The following is a 17,021-nucleotide window of genomic DNA, read 5'->3' as shown; positions in this document are numbered from 1 at the left end:
AGTATATTTGAAAAACGTTAGAATAAATAGACTATGGGAGCAGATTTATGAGTAAAAATAAAATTATAGTTGGAAGCAGAGATTCAAAGTTAGCTGTCATGCAGACAGAATTAGTTATGAATCAAATTCGTAGATATAACCCAAACTTAGAATTAGAACTAGTTACATTAAAAACTACAGGAGATTTAATTTTAGATAAGACCTTAGATAAAATTGGGGGAAAAGGGCTTTTTGTAAAAGAATTAGACCAGGCATTAATAGATGGAAGAATTGATATTGCAATTCATAGTTTAAAGGATATGCCGATGGAAGTAAGTGAAGATTTACCGATTGTAGCACTTCCAACACGTGGTGATGCAAGAGATGTATTAGTATTACCACAAGGTGAAACTTTAGAATCTTTAGATAGAGACAAATATTTATCTAACATAGGTTCTTCTAGTAATCGTAGAAAATTACAGCTTGAAAATTTATATGGTAATGTAAAGATAACACCAGTAAGAGGAAATATTATTACTCGTCTTGCAAAGCTTGACAGAGGGGAGTACTCATCTCTTATCCTTGCAGCGGCAGGATTACAAAGAGTTGGTTTAGAAAATAGAATAAGCAAATATTTCTCTGTAGAAGAAATGATTCCATCTGCAGGTCAAGGAATATTATCTATTCAAGCAAGAAAAGATTTAGATGTTAGCTTTTTACAAGGGGTAAATGACCCAATATCAATGTATTGTGCAACAGCAGAACGTAGCTTTGTAAGAGTATTAAATGGAGGATGTTCATCTCCAATTGCTGCTCATGCAAGAGTAATAGGAAATGAAATAAAGCTAGTAGGACTTCATTATAATGAGAAAACAAAAGAGCATATAATTGATACTATTGTAGGAGATGTACTAAAAGCAGAAGCTTTAGGTGAAACATTAGCAGATAAGTTGAGAGGTGAAATAGGATGAATACAGGAAAAGTGTGGCTTGTAGGAGCAGGTCCATCTGATGAAGGATTATTTACTTTAAAGGGGAAGCGTGTACTAGAACAAGCAGATGTTGTTGTTTATGATCAACTTGTTGGTGATGGAATTATGAGTATGATTCCAGCTAATGCAGAATGTATTGATGTTGGTAAACATGCTGGAAATCATAAGGTTGTACAAGAAAGAATAAATGAAATTTTATTAGAAGAAGCTCAAAAAGGAAAAAGAGTTGTAAGACTAAAGGGTGGAGACCCATTTTTATTTGGTCGTGGTGGTGAAGAGTTAGAATTATTATGTGAACATAATATTCCTTTTGAAATTGTACCTGGTATAACATCAGCAATATCTGTACCAGCTTATGCAGGGATACCAGTTACACATAGGGATTTTACTTCATCTCTACATATTATAACAGGTCATAAAAAGAAGGGTTGTAATGACCCTATTGATTATAAAAGCTTAGTAGCATTAGGAGATGTAACTTTAGTATTTCTTATGAGTGTAGGGGCTTTACCTGATATTTCAAAAGGCTTAATAGAAGCTGGAATGGATAAGAATACACCTGCTGCTATATTAGAAAAGGGAACTAGATATAATCAAAGAAAAGTAGTGGCAACTATTGAAACATTACCTGAAGAAGCAAGAAAAAATGATGTTGGAACTCCAGGCATAATTATTGTTGGAAAGGTATGTTCATTATCAGAACAGTTTTCATGGGCAGAGAAGAGACCTTTAGGAGGAAAACGTATAATAATTACTAGACCTAGACGTAAATCATCTAAGCTTAAAGAGATGTTATATGATTTGGGGGCAGAGGTAGTAGAGGTACCAAGTTTTGAAACTGTAGCTATTAATAATAATGAAGTATTAGATGAAGCTATAAATAATATTAAAGATTATAATTGGGTTGCTTTCACATCAGAAGCAGCAGTTGAAATATTTTTTAATGAATTAAGAGATACAAAAATAGATATTAGAAATTTAATCAATGTTAAATTTGCAGTTGTTGGACCAGCTACTAAGAAAGCTGTAGAGAGTCGTGGAATATTTGTAGAGTATATGCCGGAGGAATACTATGGTGAAGCTATGGCTAAAGGATTGTCAGAGCGTATTTCTGTAGACGATAAAGTTATGGTTTGTGTACCTAAAGAAGTAGATACTGAGCTTTATAAAAATTTAAAGTCATATGAAAAACAAATAGATGTTGTTCCTTTATATGATATTGTATATGAGAAAAATAAAGATATTAAAGTTAATGATGAAGATTATGTTGTATTTACTAGTGCATCTTCAGTAAAAGGCTTTGTAAACTCTATAGATGATTTAGATTATAATTCTATAAATTCAATTTGTATCGGAAAGAAGACAGCAGAAGAGGCTAGCAGTTATGGTATGAAGGTGTCAGTTTCAAAGGAAGCTACAATTGAAAGTTTAGTAGAATGTGTTATTGAATGTAGTAAGAGAGGTATTGATTAATGGACTTAATAAATAGACCGAGAAGACTTAGAAGTAATCCTTTTGTACGTTCTATGGTTAGAGAAACTAAGATGAATATAAAATCATTAGTTTATCCTATTTTTATAAAAGAAGGAACTGGCATTAAGGAAGAAATATCTTCAATGGAAAATCAATTTAGATATAGTATAGATATGTTGCCACAAGTTTTAAAAGAGATAGTAGATAGTGGTGTACAAAATGTTATGTTATTTGGAATTCCTGATAAAAAAGACCCATTAGGTACTGGAGCTTGGAGTGAGGATGGAATAATACAAAGAGCATTAAGAGTTGCGAAGAAGGAATGTCCAGAGCTTTATTACATAACAGATGTATGTCTTTGTGAATATACTTCACATGGTCATTGTGGTATGTTAAAGGGACAAGAGGTAGATAATGATAGTACTCTTCCTTTATTAGCAAAAACAGCTTTATCGCATGTACAAGCTGGAGCTGATATGGTTGCACCATCAGACATGATGGATGGAAGAGTTGCTGCAATAAGAAGTATATTAGATGAAAATGGTTATGAAAATATTCCAATTATGTCTTATGCAGTTAAGTATTCATCGTCTTTCTATGGACCATTTAGAGAAGCTGCTGGTTCAGCACCATCTTTTGGAGATAGAAAAACTTATCAGATGGATTATCATAATAGAAAAGAGGCAATGAGAGAAGCTTTATTAGATATTAGTGAAGGTGCAGATATAATTATGGTTAAGCCTGCATTATCATATTTAGATATAATTCGTGATGTTGCTAATGAAGTTAACGTTCCTGTAGCTGCATATAGTGTAAGTGGTGAGTATGCCATGATAAAAGCAGCAGCAAAAATGGGATTTATAGATGAAGATAATATTGTTTGTGAGACTGCAACAAGTATATATAGAGCAGGAGCAGATATATTACTAACATATTATGCAAAGGAACTTGCACAATTTATGAAGAGTGGAAGAATCGGCTAAAATAGCACCTTGTATTTGTTATATAGTAAGTAGAATTACAAAAATATTTTTATATATTATGTTAAGAATTAAGCACCATATAGGTGCTTTTTTTGATATTAGGAATATTATTAATATTACAGCATTTACTTTCAAATGCACTACCTATATAATTATGATGTTAATTATTAAAGTATACCTATAATATATTTTTAAAATTAAGCAAATTATAACTATATACTAAAAAGCAAGGGGGAATAAGCATGAAATCCTTAAAGATTGCTTGCACTAATAAAACAGAATATTATTTCTATACAGACAGAGAAATTATATCAGCAATGTCAACTGATTATACAGATGTAGCAGCTGCTGTAGTTAATGAATGTGATATAGAAATTATTAATAGCATATATGACACAAAATTCGGAATAGATATATTTGTTATAGCTGAGACTGATAATATTGATGAATCTATTAAAAATAAAGTTGCTAAAATAGTAAAAGCTGAAGATTTAAATACAGAAGAATTCAGTAAAGAAGTAAATGAAGCAGCTGATAGATATGAAGAGCAAATGTTACCTCCATTTTTTGATGTCTTAAGTAAATACTCAAAAAGAGGAAATTTAGCATTTGCATGTCCAGGACATCAAGGTGGAAAGTACTTCCTTAAGCATCCAGCTGGAAGAGCTATGTATGAATTTTTTGGAGAAAATATATTTAAATCAGATATATGTAATGCAGACGTTGATTTAGGGGACTTATTAATACATGAAGGTCCTGCAATGTCAGCTCAAGCATATGCAGCAAAGGTATATAATGCAGATAAGACATACTTTGTAATGAATGGAACAAGTACGTCAAATGCTGTAGTTATAAATGCAACAGTTGCCCCTGGAGATTTAGTTTTATTTGATAGAAATAACCATAAATCTATATATAATTCAGCGTTAGTAACAGCTGGAGGAAAACCTGTATATTTAGAAACCTCTCGTAATCCATTTGGATTTATAGGAGGAATAGATGCACATTGCTTTAATGAAGAGTATTTAAGAAATGAGGCAGCTAAGGTTGATGCAGAAAAAGCTAAAAGTAAGAGACCATTTAGATTAGCTGTTATTCAGCTTGGAACTTACGATGGAACTATATATAATGCAAGACAGGTAGTTGATAAGATAGGACACCTTTGTGATTATATTCTTTTTGACTCAGCATGGGTTGGATATGAGCAGTTTATACCAATGATGAGAGATTGTTCTCCATTATTATTAAATTTAACACCAGAAGATCCAGGTATATTTGTTACACAATCTATACACAAGCAACAAGCAGGATTTTCTCAAACTTCTCAAATCCATAAGAAAGATAGTCATCTTAGAGGACAAAAGTGTTATATAGATCATAAGCGTTTCAATAATGCTTATATGTTATATGCTTCAACAAGTCCATTCTATCCATTATTTGCGGCATTAGATGTTAATGCTAGAATGCAAGATGGAGAAGCAGGAAGAAAGCTTTGGGCAGATTGTATAAAGATTGGTGTTGATGCTAGAAAAGACGTTTTAGAAAGATGTACTTTATTAAAACCATTTATTCCACCAGTAGTTAATGGAAAGCCATGGCAAGATTATGATACAGAAGAAATATCGACAAATATTGAATTCTTCAAATTCCATCCAGGAGAAAGATGGCATTCATTTGAAGGATATGGAGAAAACCAATACTTTGTAGACCCTAATAAATTTATGCTTACAACTCCAGGAATAAACGTAGAGACTGGTGAATACGAAGATTTTGGTATACCAGCAACAATACTTGCAAATTATTTAAGAGATAATAGAGTTATACCAGAAAAGTGTGATTTAAATTCTATTCTTTTCTTATTAACTCCAGCAGAAACTCCTGCAAAGATGAAAGGTCTTGTAAATCATCTTGTAAGATTTGAGACATTTATAAAAGAAAATGCTCCATTAAGTGAAGTTTTACCTGTGCTTTACTCTAAATATGAAGAGCGTTATAAAGGTTACACAATAAGAAGACTATGCCAAGAGATGCATGATTTCTATAAAAAGAATGATGCTAAAACTTATCAAAAGCTATTATTTAGAAGAGATTCACTTCCAGAGTATGTGATGGACCCAAGAGAAGCTAATGTTGAGCTTAAGAGAAATAATGCTAAGCTTATACCATTAACTGATATAGTTGGAGAGATTGCATTAGAAGGAGCGCTTCCTTATCCACCAGGAGTATTCTGTGTAGTTCCAGGTGAAAGATGGAATACAGTAGCTCAAAGATATTTCTTAATTTTAGAAGAGGGAATTAATTCTTTCCCAGGCTTTGCTCCAGAAATCCAAGGTGTTTACCTTGAAAAAGAAGATGGTAAAGTTAGAGCTTATGGATATGTTTTAGATAAATAAGAATTAGTATAGGTGAAATTATATTTCACCTATATTTTTTTTGCTTTTTTATTAAATAAGGTCATATAAGTGCAAATAGAAAAGAAATGATTTTATATAATATTTAAGATATTGTATTTAATTTAATATAATATTAGAAGAATGTAGTTCTTAATATTAAAATTTAATAAAAAATATAATAAAGACTATCTTAAGATAAATAGTATTATTATCTTAGGATAGTCTTATAAATTATGTATAAGTATATTTGACGTTTGATTATGCTGCTTTAGGATTTCTTATTTCATCAGCAGTAAGGATTTTCTTATTTTTAAATATTAAGTATCCGATATATCCACTTATTACACTTACTATAATACATCCAGCTGCTGCTATTAAAACTTTTATAGCTGGGTTGTAAGCAAACATAACTGCAAACCCTGCAATTGGAGTAGCTGTACCTGGAGTATTGTTTACTAATCCCATTAAAGCAACTATTATACCACTTGCTGCTCCCCCTATAAAGTTTGTTACGTAAACTGGAATAGGGTTTGCACTAATTATATCTGCTTGAGTAAGAGGTTCTATAGCAACTGCTATAGTATCTTTCTTAGAACCAAACTTCATTTTGTGGAAGAATACATAGTTCATGAAAGAAGAACCAAATACTGCTAAAGCACCTATAGCCATTGGAACACCAGTTAATCCAAGCATAGCAGTAAGAGCCATTGAGCTAAGTGGAGCTGTAGCAACTACCGTTAATATTCCACCAAGGATAATTCCCATAATTACAGGGCTTGAATTTGCAGATGAAAGTAATACATCACCTATTTTTAATAATGTTCCATTAACTATTGGGTTTACGCCAGTAGCAATTAATCTAGAAAGTGGGGCAGCGATAATTATTATAGCAATAAGATCTAAACCAGCTGGCACTTTCTTTTCTAAGAATTTAACAACATAAGATATTAGGTATCCTGCTATAAATCCTGGTAATATACCAAAGCCTGAAACAGCAAGACCAGTTAATACTGCATAAACTGGAGAAACTCCAAGAGCTAGCGGTACAAGTATACCTGCTGCAACACCACCAAGGCTTCCGTTTGCATTACCTACACCTTGTAAAAATTCAATTTTTAATACTTCACCAAAGAATGCAAAGTGAAAGGCTTCAACTAAGAAACTAGCACAAGCTGCATTTGCAAGAGCTCCCATAGCCTTCATTCCATTTGGTGCCTTGTAGCTAAATAAAGTAAATAGTCCAAGTACTACAAGTAAAAGAACAGTTCCAAATATGATATCCATTTTTTCATCCCCTATTAATCATTTGTTTTTTTAAAATTTATCATAAGTTAAATTTTTGCTGTTAAGTAGTTAAGTAATTATTCGTTTATTATTATTTAGAAGATTTCCCGAATACTTTTTCTTTAAGTGCTAGACCAGTTTCAGTAATAGCAACTCCACCTAAAGCTGTTTCTCTTAATTCCGCAGGCATGCTTGTACCAACTTTGTACATTGCTGAAACTGCATCATCAAAAGGAATCTTTGAATCTACTCCTGCCATTACCATATCTGCTGTACAAAGAGCACTTATTGCACCTGATACATTTCTTTTTGCACAAGGTATTTCAACAAGACCAGCAACAGGGTCACATACTAGACCTAATACGTTTTTGAAAATTATAGCTGCAGCATCTAAACTCATCTTAGGAGTACCACCCATAAGTTCAACTACAGCACCTGCTGCCATTGCAGCTGCAGAACCACATTCAGCTTGACATCCACCTTCTGCACCAGAGAAAGTAGCATTCATTCCTATAATCATACCGATAGCTGAAGATGCAAATAAACCTTGAATAAGTTCTTCATCAGTTTTATTTAATAATTCTCCAGCACTTAAGATTACAGCAGGAAGGATACCACATGAACCAGCAGTTGGACATGCAACTATCTTACCCATAGCACCATTTACTTCTGAAGATGACATAGCCATTGCCATTGCAGTAACGATACCACTTCCCATTAATGATTTACCAGAGTTGCTGTATTGTTGTAGACGATAAGCATCTCCACCGATAAGACCACTAAGAGAATATACTTGTTTCTCTCTACCAACAGTAGCACTTTCTTTCATTGCATCAAGAGTAAGTTTCATTTGTTCAAATAAGTATTCACGAGAAACGCCTTTGCATTCCATTTCTTTACGTATAGCATATTCACTTAAAGATATTTGTTCTTTTTCACATATTTCAATTAATTCTTTACCAGAATTTGCAATCATCATAGTTAAAATCCCCCTAACCTAAAGAGTTTATAACAATAACACGGTTTACTCCGTCTATTGATTTTATTTGTTCAATTACTGCATCAGAAGCAGTGTGGTCTATTTCAACAGTCATTGTAGCATCTTGTCCTTTTTGACTTCTTACAAGAGCCATATTAGCGATATTAATTTCATTTTCATAGAAAATAGTAGAAATCTTAGAAATAGTACCAGGAATGTCATCGTGGCTAGTAATAATAGTAGGATATTCTCCAGTTATTTTTACCTTATTTCCATTTATCTCGTAAATTTCAACTAGTCCACCACCGATAGAAGAGCCTAGCACTTCCCATTGAATATCATCTAAATCAGTGATAAGAAATTTTACTGTATTAGGATGAACTTGTCCTAAATCTGCTGGAAGAAATTTAATTGTTAGACCCTCTGATTCAGCAATTAAAAGTGAGTCTTTAAGCCTAGAATCATCAGGCATCATTCCTAATATTCCCGCAACAAGCGCACGGTCTGTTCCATGTCCTTTGTAAGTTTCTTTAAAAGAGCCATGCAGTAAAAAAGTAACATCTTTGATAGGCTTATTTACAATTGTTTTAGCTATTTTACCAAGTCTTGCTGCACCAGCTGTGTGTGATGATGATGGACCTATCATAATTGGTCCTAAAACGTCAAATATTCCGATATTAGACACAATAAACATCCTTTCCGTATAGTAATAAGTATTTTTTATTTTTTGATTACGGTTACAAGAATACAATATTCGACAAAGTTTGTAAATGGTTTTATTGAAATATAATAAATTACCAGGTATTTTACGATTAAATTAAGAGAATAGTAAAAAAATAATAAAAATAATCAAAAATATTTGATAAAACACTAAAGGAAAATAATGGAATATATGTTATAATTGCTATGTAAATAATACAAAAAGGGAGATGTTTAAAATGAGAGATTATTTTGAAGGTAGGTTTGAAGGAAAAAATATGCTTGTAACTGGAGGAACATCTGGTATAGGTAAGGCTGTTTGTATTAGAGCGGCAAAAGAAGGTGCATTTGTAATTATAGTAGGACGTAACGAAGAAAGAGCACAAGCTGTACTTTCTGAAATAGTTCAAAATGGTGGTAAAGCAAGATTTATAAAAGCTGATGTTAGTAGAGAAGATGAAGTTACAAGCTTATTTAATATAATAAACAATGAAGTAGGAGAATTACATGTTGCTATCAATAATGCTGGAGTTGTAGGACATGGAGAAAGAATTGATGAGCTATCTACAGAAGAATGGTCAAGAGTTATAAATACAAATTTAAATTCAGCATTTTATTGTTGTAGAGAAGAAGTTAAAAATATGTTGAACCATAAACAAGGTGGTTCTATAGTAAATGTATCATCAGTGGCAGGAACTACAGGTTTTTATAGAGCAAGTGCTTATGTTACATCTAAGCATGCGCTTAATGGATTAACTAAAGCTGTAGCTAATGATTTGGCTAAATTCAACATACGTTGTAATTCAGTTTCTCCAGCAGTTACAGCAACACCATTAAATGATAGAAGTGCTCAAGAGATTAAAGTTAAGCTTGGAACAGCTATGGCTCAAGGAAAATCTTTAGAGGAAGCAAAATCAGAAACTATGATAGGTGGAAAAACTGAAACATTACAAAAACGTTCAGCAACTCCTGAAGAGCAAGCAGCAACTATTCTTTATATAGCAAGTGAAGAAGCAGCTCATATAACTGGCTCTATCATTATGAGTGATGGTGGTTATACAGCTTACTAAAATGAAATTTAGTTAGAAATAAAATCTAGCACAAAAGTTTAACAACTAAAGTGCTAGATTTTTTTAATTATTTGTAACTTTATTTATCAGCAAGATAAGATAAAGATTCTATTTTAAAGTTTGAAATCCATGAAGTATAAAAGATTCTGTTAATAATGCTATTTCATGTGGTGATTCCTTTAGTCCATTATTTAACCAGGCCTCAAATAATCCTAAACATCCTGAAAGAATATAAGTATAAAAATAATCAAAGTTATTCATGTTTTCAGAGTTAAAAAAGGCACTCCATGAAGTAAAACAGTTTTTTCGTATAATATCTTTTATTTTATTAACAAAAGCAATATCTCCATTACGACCTAATAATACTGTTGTCATGGAAGCATTATCTTTTAAAAACATAAAAATATCTTCTAAAAGTGGAAGAGGACGGCCATCAAGTTTATCTGGAGAATGAGCATCCATAATTTTATTAAATTCCTCAAATAATTCTTCTTCAATTTTTTCTAGCAAATCAAAAATATCTTTGTAATGCAAGTAGAATGTTCCTCTATTTAAATCAACTTTTTCTGTAAGTTCTCTAACTGTAATATCATTTATACTTTTTTCCAACATAAGTTCAATAAGTCCATCTTTTAAGGCATTTTTAGTCTTTCTGATACGCCTATCAGTAGATTTCTGTTCCATAGATATCCTCCTAAGATTTATTTCAATATCATGTATGAAAAATGGTTATTAAAAATAGACACATTTTTAAAATCTGTCTAATAATATTCAGAGTTACAAAAGGAAGTCTAGTTTTTAACATTTTCAAAAATATTGATTATTGATATGGAAATTTTAGTCTATTATAATCTAAATGGACTAATAAATCAACACAGTGTCTAATAATTAGGCTATTTAAAAAGGGGATGGAGCAATAAATGAAGGAAAAGTTTTTTAGAGGAGTTGTAAAGCATAAAAGATTAATTTTAATAGTTTTTTTTATAGTAACGATATTTTCAGCTTTATGTAAGCCATTGGTTTCTGTTAATTATGACATGAACGATTACCTTCCAGATGATACATCATCAACAGTATCTCTAAATGTAATGGAGAATGAGTTCAAGGGTGGAATACCTAATGGAAGGATAATGGTATCTAATGTTACTATACCTGAAGCTATTGATATTAAAGATAAACTTGAAGCTATTGATGGTGTTGATGAAGTTATGTGGTTAGATGATGTAGCTAATATAAAAGAGCCATTAGATACTATAGATAAAGATATAATTAGCGATTATTACATTGATGGGAATGCCTTATTTACTGTAACTGTAGATGAAAGTAAAAGAATAGAGGCTGTAAATGAGATAAGGGATTTGATTGGTGATGATAATGCATTTTCAGGAACAGTAGTAGATACAGTTGTTGCAACAGAATCTACTACAAAGGAAATTGGTAGAATAGTGATGATAGCAGTACCGTTTACCTTATTAGTTCTATTAGTTACTACAACATCATGGTTTGAACCTATCATATTACTATTATCAATAGGTGTAGCGATTATGATAAATTCTGGTACAAACTTGATTTTTGGAGAAATATCTTTTGTAACTAATGCAGCAGGAAATATATTGCAGTTAGCGGTATCACTAGATTATTCTGTATTTTTATTACATCGATATAAAGAGATACGAAAAGAAGAATTAGATAATAAAGAGGCTATGGTACAAGCGTTATGCAAATCTACAGGTTCAATTTTATCTAGTGGATTAACTACTGTAATTGGATTCTTAGCTCTTACAGTAATGCAATTTAAATTAGGTCCAGACCTTGGATTTGCATTAGCTAAGGGAATAGCTTTAAGCTTAATAACAGTGTTTATTTTTACTCCAGGATTAATTTTATATTGCAGTAAGCTAATTGATAAAGGGGAGCATAGAAACTTTATGCCTAGTTTCAATGGATTTGCTAAGGTAGTAAGAAAGATTATGATACCATTTTCTATTTTATTTGCAATTGTAATTGTACCTTCTTATTTAGCATCTATAAATAATGACTATTATTATGGAGCTTCTAAGATATTTGGAGAAGATACTAAATTAGGACGAGATACAAAGTTGATAGAAGATACTTTTGGCAAGTCAAATAACTTTGTATTAATGGTACCTAGAGGTGATTTTGGGACTGAGGAAAAATTATCAGAAAGACTTAAGGAAGTTAAAGAGGTAAGCTCTATAATATCTTATGTAGATAAAGCTGGTGCAGAAGTTCCTATGGAATATTTAGATGAAGATACTTTATCTAAATTAATAAGTGATAATTATAGTAGGATGGTCATTACAGTTAAAAGTGATTATGAAGGAGAAGAAGCTTTTAAGTTAGTAGAGGAAATTAGAAATATTGCAAAAGAATATTATGGAGATAAATATTATTTAGCAGGTAGTACTGTAAGCACTTATGATCTAATGGATACAGTAACAGCAGATATGGTTAGTGTTAATTTACTAGCAATAGGAGCAGTTTTTCTAGTATTAGCAATTACAATGAAATCCATATCTGTTCCAATAATTTTAGTTTTAGCTATTGAAACAGCAATTTGGTTTAATCTTTCAATATCTTACTATATGAATACACCATTATTTTATATTGCTTACTTAATTATAAGCTCAGTTCAATTGGGAGCTACAGTAGATTATGCAATATTAATGACTGAAAGATATCTAGAATTTAGAAAAGATTTTAATAAAAAAGAGTCTGTAGTAAAGACAGTATCAGTATCAATGGTTTCAATACTTACTTCAGGTACAGTATTGACAGCTGTAGGACTTTTACTTGGATATATGACAACCCATCAATTACTAGCACAGCTTGGAAGACTTCTTGGAAAAGGAACAATATGTTCATTAGTAATTGTAATATTTGTTATACCAGGCTTGTTATATATTTTTGATGGTGTAGTTGTTAAAAAGAATAAGATTAAAAAAGCTGAAGGATTAGATATAAAGGAAGGGTTGATATAAATGGATAATAATAAAGTAGTAAAAAGAACTGCAGCTGGTGTTGTGACATCTCTATTTGTAATTTCAAATATATTACCAACTGTTGTACAAGCAGCTTCAATAGCTAGTAATAAAGAAGAAGTAGTATATGTAAATTTAAATTCCGATGGCGATTTACTTGGAACTTACGTAGTTAATATATTTAATGATAATGATAATGATATAACTGATTATGGAAATTATATAGAAGTAAGAAATATGAATACAAATGATGAAATTAATTATGATTCAGGAGTAATAAAAATAAAAAATTCTAAGGATAAGCTATATTATGAAGGTATTATGGAAAATGCAGAAATACCATGGAATATAAATATTACTTATAAGATGGATGGAAAAGAGTATTCAGCAGAAGAAATTGCAGGAATGAGTGGGAAGCTTACGATAGAAACTAACATTACAGAAAATACTAAAGCAAAAGAAGGATTTTTTGAAAGTTATGCATTACAATCTACAGTTAAGTTAGATACAAATATATGCAAAAATATTGTAAGTGAAGGTGCTACAGTAGCTAATGCTGGTGATTTAAAACAGCTTACTTACACAGTGATGCCAGGCAACGAAAAAGATATTAAAATATCAGCAGATGTAACTGATTTCGAAATGGATGGTATTGATATAAATGGGATTAAATTAAATCTTGGTATTAGTAAGGATAATGTTGATACTAGCAACCTTTCAGATAAGATAACAGAATTACAAGATGCAGTAAGCGAATTAGATAATGGCGCTAAGGACCTAAATGACGGAGCAGAAACCCTTAATAGTGGAGCAGGGAAATTAAATGATGGAATAAATACAATTAATGAAGCTTTAAATACTTTAAATGGAAAATCATCTTCATTAACAAATGGTTCTTCTGAAGTAAAAATTGCCTTAGAAACTATAGATTCAGCTTTAAGTGGAGTTACTATTTCTTCTGGTGAGATTACAAAATTAAGCGATGCTTCTGCACAAATAAAAAATGGAATAGCTATGCTTGTAGGAGGACTTCAGTCTATAGATGGATCAATAGACACATACTATGGAGCATTATCACAAAATGGATTAACAGATATAAATGATTTTATAAATAGCCATAATAATGCTATTGCTGCTTTAGGAATAACAGATACACAAAGAAATCTTTATAGTGCTTATGTAAATGGAGGAATAGAGGGAGTACAAGCTAGCCTTGGTCAGCTAGTAGCTGCAGGTGATGCAGAAGCAGTAGCTTTATTTAATCAATATGCTTCAGGAGATACTAATGCAGTAGTTAATTACGTTACAACTGCAGGAAAACTTATATCAGTTGAAGCACTTTTAAGTGCAGATGTTGCTTATATACAAGGAAGCCAAGCTTTAATAGGTGGAATAGATTCAGCTTTAGACAGTGAAAGCGGAGAGCTTATGACAGGAGCAACTGCATTACAACAAAACTATGAAGTATTTGATGCAAGCATACAAAACCTTGTATCATCATTAGGAAATCTATTAGTAAATATGAATGATTTAAAGAATGGAATAAATATGCTTACTGAAAATTACAGCACATTAGATTCTGGAATTAATGAATACACAAATGCTGTAAATAGTATAACTATGGGATACAATCAAATATGCAATGGAGCACTTGATTTAGTAAATGGAACATCAGAACTTTATAATGGAACAAAGACTATGGCAGAAGGAACAGGAGAATTTTCTAAAGAAACAAGTGGATTACAAGATGAAGTGGATGAACAAATTGATTCTATGCTAGAAAAGTTCACAGGCTCAGATTCAGAAGTCGTATCATTTGTATCAGAAAAAAATACTAATGTTGAGTCAGTGCAATTTGTAATAAAGACAACAGGAGTAGAAAAAGCTACTGTTACAGAAGAGAAAATTCAAGTAGAAGAAAATCTTAATATGTTACAAAAATTCTTAAGATTATTTAAATTATACTAATTAAAAATTAAAGGGAATTTATAAATTATAAGTGCTAATAGATAATTATAATAAAATATCTATTGGCACTTTATTTATTATAGGTATGCAAGTATACTTATAGTTTTTGTATCTATTATTTCACCGGATTTTACCATTGCCTTTACTTCATCTAAAGAAAAAGTTTTAATTGATGTAAACTCATCTTCATCACAGCATTTTGTACCTAATGATAAGTTTTCGGCTTTATATAAGTGAATAATTTCATCGCAGAAACCAGGGGCTGTAGCTATAGAACCAAGATATGTAATAGAGCCAGCTTTATAGCCTGTTTCTTCTTCTAATTCTCTATATGCACAATTTAAAGGATCTTCGTTTTTATCAAGTTTTCCAGCAGGAATTTCTAGTATAGTTTTTTCTAATGGTTTTCTAAATTGTTCAACTAATAAAACAGTTTCTTTATCTAAAAACGGAATTATAGCACATGCACCTGGATGTTTAATAATATCTCTATTAGATGTTTTTCCGTTAGGTAATTCAACTTCAACATTATTTATTTCTAGATAATTTCCTGTATATATGTGAGTTTCTTTGATAGTCTTTTCATGAAATTTCATAATAGCCTCCAAAAATTTTTGTTAAAAATATTATATCAAAACTAAGATTTTAATATTACAAAATAATATAATTCACTATGATAATAAAGAAAAAAATTATTTTTAATTAACCGATAAAAGAGGATATCAGTATGTTTGAGATGTATTGGAAATAAATAAAATAAATTTTAAAATTATATTTGTTGTAATAGATAAGAAAGTGTGTTACTATTAATGAGTAGCGTAAATGCTAACAATAAGAGTTAATTCAGGTAAATAGTTTCTCGTAAATTAGAGATTATTATATCGATTTAAATTCTTTAAATTTAGGAGGAACAAATATGACAGATAAGACTTTAACATGCAGAGATTGCGGAGCTGAATTCGTATTTACAGTAGGAGAACAAGAATTCTACAAAGAAAAAGGATTCACTAACGAGCCAACAAGATGCATACCTTGCAGAAGAGCAAAGAAAGAACAAAACAACAGAAGATAGTTTTGAATTTATAAGGTTGTAGTTTTAACTACAACCTTTTTTGTATATTATTTTTTACCTTTTCTAAAATCTAGAGGTGTTTTTCCATGAGTCTTTTTAAACATTTTTATAAAATTACCGCTATAATTATATCCAATCATTTTTGAAATTTCATCAATACTTAATTCTGTTGTAGATAATAAATTTTCTGCCATTGTCATTCTTATGGAATTAGTATATTGGCTAATAGACATATGGTATTTAGCTGAAAATCCAGCCTTTAGTTTCTGCTCATTTAGAAATACTCTCTTGCTTAAGCTTTTGATAGTTGGAGGATTACAAGCTTCCTTTGTCAAAATATCATAAGCTTCTTTTATTGCATTAGCGTCTGAAGCTGTTAATGTGATATATCTATCTTTTCCTATTTTAATTTCTCCGTAATTTAATTGATTAGTAAAGGCATTATTAGGAGATGAATTAATTTCATCATTAATCAATGAAATAGATTCTAAAATTTTACTTTCTAAATATATAGGGGTTAAACGCTCAACTTCAGCTAAACTCTTTAAATGCTGTATAATTGAGGCTATTTCAAGAGGAAGATAGTTGTAGGTATAGTTGGTTATAAAATAATCAAAATCTATGATATTTTTAAAATTTGGCTTTATTACTTCATCAAAATATTTTTTATGAATTGTTATTTCTGCGCCATGAAAATGTTGTCCTTTACTCCAAACTTGATTTCCTTTAAGTGTTTTTTCAACTACGAAAAAGGATGATGGACTAAAAGAAGAAACTGGATTATTTTCTATTTTAAATTTAGTTTCTCCAGTATAAACCGTGCCAAAACGCATTAATTCTTCTTCATGGTCAAAGGAGAGAGAAAAATCTGATGGAATTGTATAATCACCAACTCCAAAATCATAATAATCTTCTCGGCTATATTTAATAAAATATCCTAGTTCTGGTCTAGATTCATTCTTATATATAATGCAATTTTCTTTATGATATGGGCTAAAAGTCATTTTGTCTAAAACTCTGCTTTGAAATTCCTTAGTTGTTTTACAAATCGAAATCATAGATTATCAATCCTTTATATAAATTGTATAAGTTATATAATTTTTAACTTTTTAAATATTATAAACATAA

The 17,021-nt window shown here is 30.8% G+C and carries 14 protein-coding genes; 8 read left to right on the top strand and 6 right to left on the bottom strand.

Features of this window, described 5'->3' with window-relative positions:
* Positions 1-47: 47 nt before the first annotated feature.
* From hemC to speC, 4 genes are all read left to right on the top strand, one after another.
* Positions 48-950 carry a hydroxymethylbilane synthase gene (gene hemC, locus ARA56_RS14275; protein WP_055267846.1) on the top strand — a complete coding sequence of 301 codons (903 nt, stop codon included), beginning with the start codon at positions 48-50 and terminating at the stop codon, positions 948-950.
* Positions 947-2,443, top strand: a complete 1,497-nt coding sequence (gene cobA, locus ARA56_RS14270) for a uroporphyrinogen-III C-methyltransferase (RefSeq protein WP_055267844.1) — start codon at positions 947-949, stop codon at positions 2,441-2,443. The genes hemC and cobA overlap by 4 nt, the downstream gene beginning before the upstream one ends.
* Positions 2,443-3,426, top strand: a complete 984-nt coding sequence (gene hemB, locus ARA56_RS14265; protein ID WP_055267842.1) for a porphobilinogen synthase — start codon at positions 2,443-2,445, stop codon at positions 3,424-3,426. Before cobA ends, hemB begins: the two co-directional genes overlap by 1 nt.
* 242 nt (positions 3,427-3,668) lie before the next feature.
* A complete protein-coding gene (speC, locus tag ARA56_RS14260; RefSeq protein WP_055267840.1) occupies positions 3,669-5,819 on the top strand; it encodes an ornithine decarboxylase in 2,151 nt (716 codons plus the stop codon).
* Between the two features lie 258 nt (positions 5,820-6,077).
* Here the strand turns inward: speC and ARA56_RS14255 are convergent, their stop codons facing one another.
* The 3 genes from ARA56_RS14255 to sdaAB all read right to left on the bottom strand — a co-directional run bounded on the left by ARA56_RS14255 (position 6,078) and on the right by sdaAB (position 8,767).
* Complete coding sequence (locus ARA56_RS14255; protein ID WP_055267839.1) at positions 6,078-7,103, bottom strand: PTS sugar transporter subunit IIC; 1,026 nt, start codon at positions 7,101-7,103, stop codon at positions 6,078-6,080.
* A gap of 91 nt (positions 7,104-7,194) precedes the next feature.
* Entirely contained in the window at positions 7,195-8,082 is an 888-nt protein-coding gene (gene sdaAA / locus ARA56_RS14250) for an L-serine ammonia-lyase, iron-sulfur-dependent, subunit alpha (RefSeq protein ID WP_172675776.1), read from the bottom strand.
* A 13-nt stretch (positions 8,083-8,095) separates the two neighbouring features.
* Entirely contained in the window at positions 8,096-8,767 is a 672-nt protein-coding gene (gene sdaAB / locus ARA56_RS14245; RefSeq protein ID WP_055267837.1) for an L-serine ammonia-lyase, iron-sulfur-dependent subunit beta, read from the bottom strand.
* Between the two features lie 253 nt (positions 8,768-9,020).
* Here sdaAB and ARA56_RS14240 point away from each other — a divergent pair, with 253 nt between their 5' ends.
* On the top strand, positions 9,021-9,851 hold the full coding sequence (locus ARA56_RS14240; protein WP_055267835.1) for an SDR family NAD(P)-dependent oxidoreductase: 831 nt from the start codon (positions 9,021-9,023) through the stop codon (positions 9,849-9,851).
* Positions 9,852-9,959: 108 nt separating this feature from the next.
* Here the strand turns inward: ARA56_RS14240 and ARA56_RS14235 are convergent, their stop codons facing one another.
* Positions 9,960-10,535, bottom strand: coding sequence for a TetR/AcrR family transcriptional regulator (locus ARA56_RS14235; RefSeq protein WP_055267833.1), 576 nt, complete (start codon positions 10,533-10,535; stop codon positions 9,960-9,962).
* A gap of 236 nt (positions 10,536-10,771) precedes the next feature.
* Here ARA56_RS14235 and ARA56_RS14230 point away from each other — a divergent pair, with 236 nt between their 5' ends.
* A complete protein-coding gene (locus ARA56_RS14230; protein WP_055267831.1) occupies positions 10,772-12,853 on the top strand; it encodes an efflux RND transporter permease subunit in 2,082 nt (693 codons plus the stop codon).
* A complete protein-coding gene (locus tag ARA56_RS14225) occupies positions 12,854-14,821 on the top strand; it encodes a YhgE/Pip domain-containing protein (RefSeq protein ID WP_055267829.1) in 1,968 nt (655 codons plus the stop codon).
* Between the two features lie 77 nt (positions 14,822-14,898).
* Here ARA56_RS14225 and ARA56_RS14220 read toward each other — a convergent pair whose 3' ends face one another.
* Complete coding sequence (locus ARA56_RS14220) at positions 14,899-15,417, bottom strand: NUDIX domain-containing protein (protein WP_055267827.1); 519 nt, start codon at positions 15,415-15,417, stop codon at positions 14,899-14,901.
* Between the two features lie 320 nt (positions 15,418-15,737).
* Here ARA56_RS14220 and ARA56_RS14215 point away from each other — a divergent pair, with 320 nt between their 5' ends.
* Positions 15,738-15,893, top strand: coding sequence for a zinc-ribbon domain-containing protein (locus tag ARA56_RS14215; protein WP_055267825.1), 156 nt, complete (start codon positions 15,738-15,740; stop codon positions 15,891-15,893).
* A 47-nt stretch (positions 15,894-15,940) separates the two neighbouring features.
* Here the strand turns inward: ARA56_RS14215 and ARA56_RS14210 are convergent, their stop codons facing one another.
* Complete coding sequence (locus tag ARA56_RS14210; RefSeq protein WP_084759046.1) at positions 15,941-16,951, bottom strand: AraC family transcriptional regulator; 1,011 nt, start codon at positions 16,949-16,951, stop codon at positions 15,941-15,943.
* Positions 16,952-17,021 lie beyond the last annotated feature (70 nt).

This window comes from Clostridium disporicum (assembly GCF_001405015.1).
Lineage (GTDB): Bacteria > Bacillota > Clostridia > Clostridiales > Clostridiaceae > Clostridium > Clostridium disporicum_B.
Note: the sequence above shows the minus strand (reverse complement) of the source record. Positions and strands in the feature narration are given on the sequence as shown.

Excerpts from the sequence above, each read along its gene's own strand:
- hemC (WP_055267846.1), top strand. The coding sequence starts at position 48 with ATGAGTAAAAATAAAATTATAGTTGGAAGCAGAGATTCAAAGTTAGCT.
- cobA (WP_055267844.1), top strand. The coding sequence starts at position 947 with ATGAATACAGGAAAAGTGTGGCTTGTAGGAGCAGGTCCATCTGATGAA.
- hemB (WP_055267842.1), top strand. The coding sequence starts at position 2,443 with ATGGACTTAATAAATAGACCGAGAAGACTTAGAAGTAATCCTTTTGTA.
- speC (WP_055267840.1), top strand. The coding sequence starts at position 3,669 with ATGAAATCCTTAAAGATTGCTTGCACTAATAAAACAGAATATTATTTC.
- ARA56_RS14255 (WP_055267839.1), bottom strand. The coding sequence starts at position 7,103 with ATGGATATCATATTTGGAACTGTTCTTTTACTTGTAGTACTTGGACTA.
- sdaAA (WP_172675776.1), bottom strand. The coding sequence starts at position 8,082 with ATGATGATTGCAAATTCTGGTAAAGAATTAATTGAAATATGTGAAAAA.
- ARA56_RS14240 (WP_055267835.1), top strand. The coding sequence starts at position 9,021 with ATGAGAGATTATTTTGAAGGTAGGTTTGAAGGAAAAAATATGCTTGTA.
- ARA56_RS14235 (WP_055267833.1), bottom strand. The coding sequence starts at position 10,535 with ATGGAACAGAAATCTACTGATAGGCGTATCAGAAAGACTAAAAATGCC.
- ARA56_RS14230 (WP_055267831.1), top strand. The coding sequence starts at position 10,772 with ATGAAGGAAAAGTTTTTTAGAGGAGTTGTAAAGCATAAAAGATTAATT.
- ARA56_RS14225 (WP_055267829.1), top strand. The coding sequence starts at position 12,854 with ATGGATAATAATAAAGTAGTAAAAAGAACTGCAGCTGGTGTTGTGACA.
- ARA56_RS14220 (WP_055267827.1), bottom strand. The coding sequence starts at position 15,417 with ATGAAATTTCATGAAAAGACTATCAAAGAAACTCACATATATACAGGA.
- ARA56_RS14215 (WP_055267825.1), top strand. The coding sequence starts at position 15,738 with ATGACAGATAAGACTTTAACATGCAGAGATTGCGGAGCTGAATTCGTA.
- ARA56_RS14210 (WP_084759046.1), bottom strand. The coding sequence starts at position 16,951 with ATGATTTCGATTTGTAAAACAACTAAGGAATTTCAAAGCAGAGTTTTA.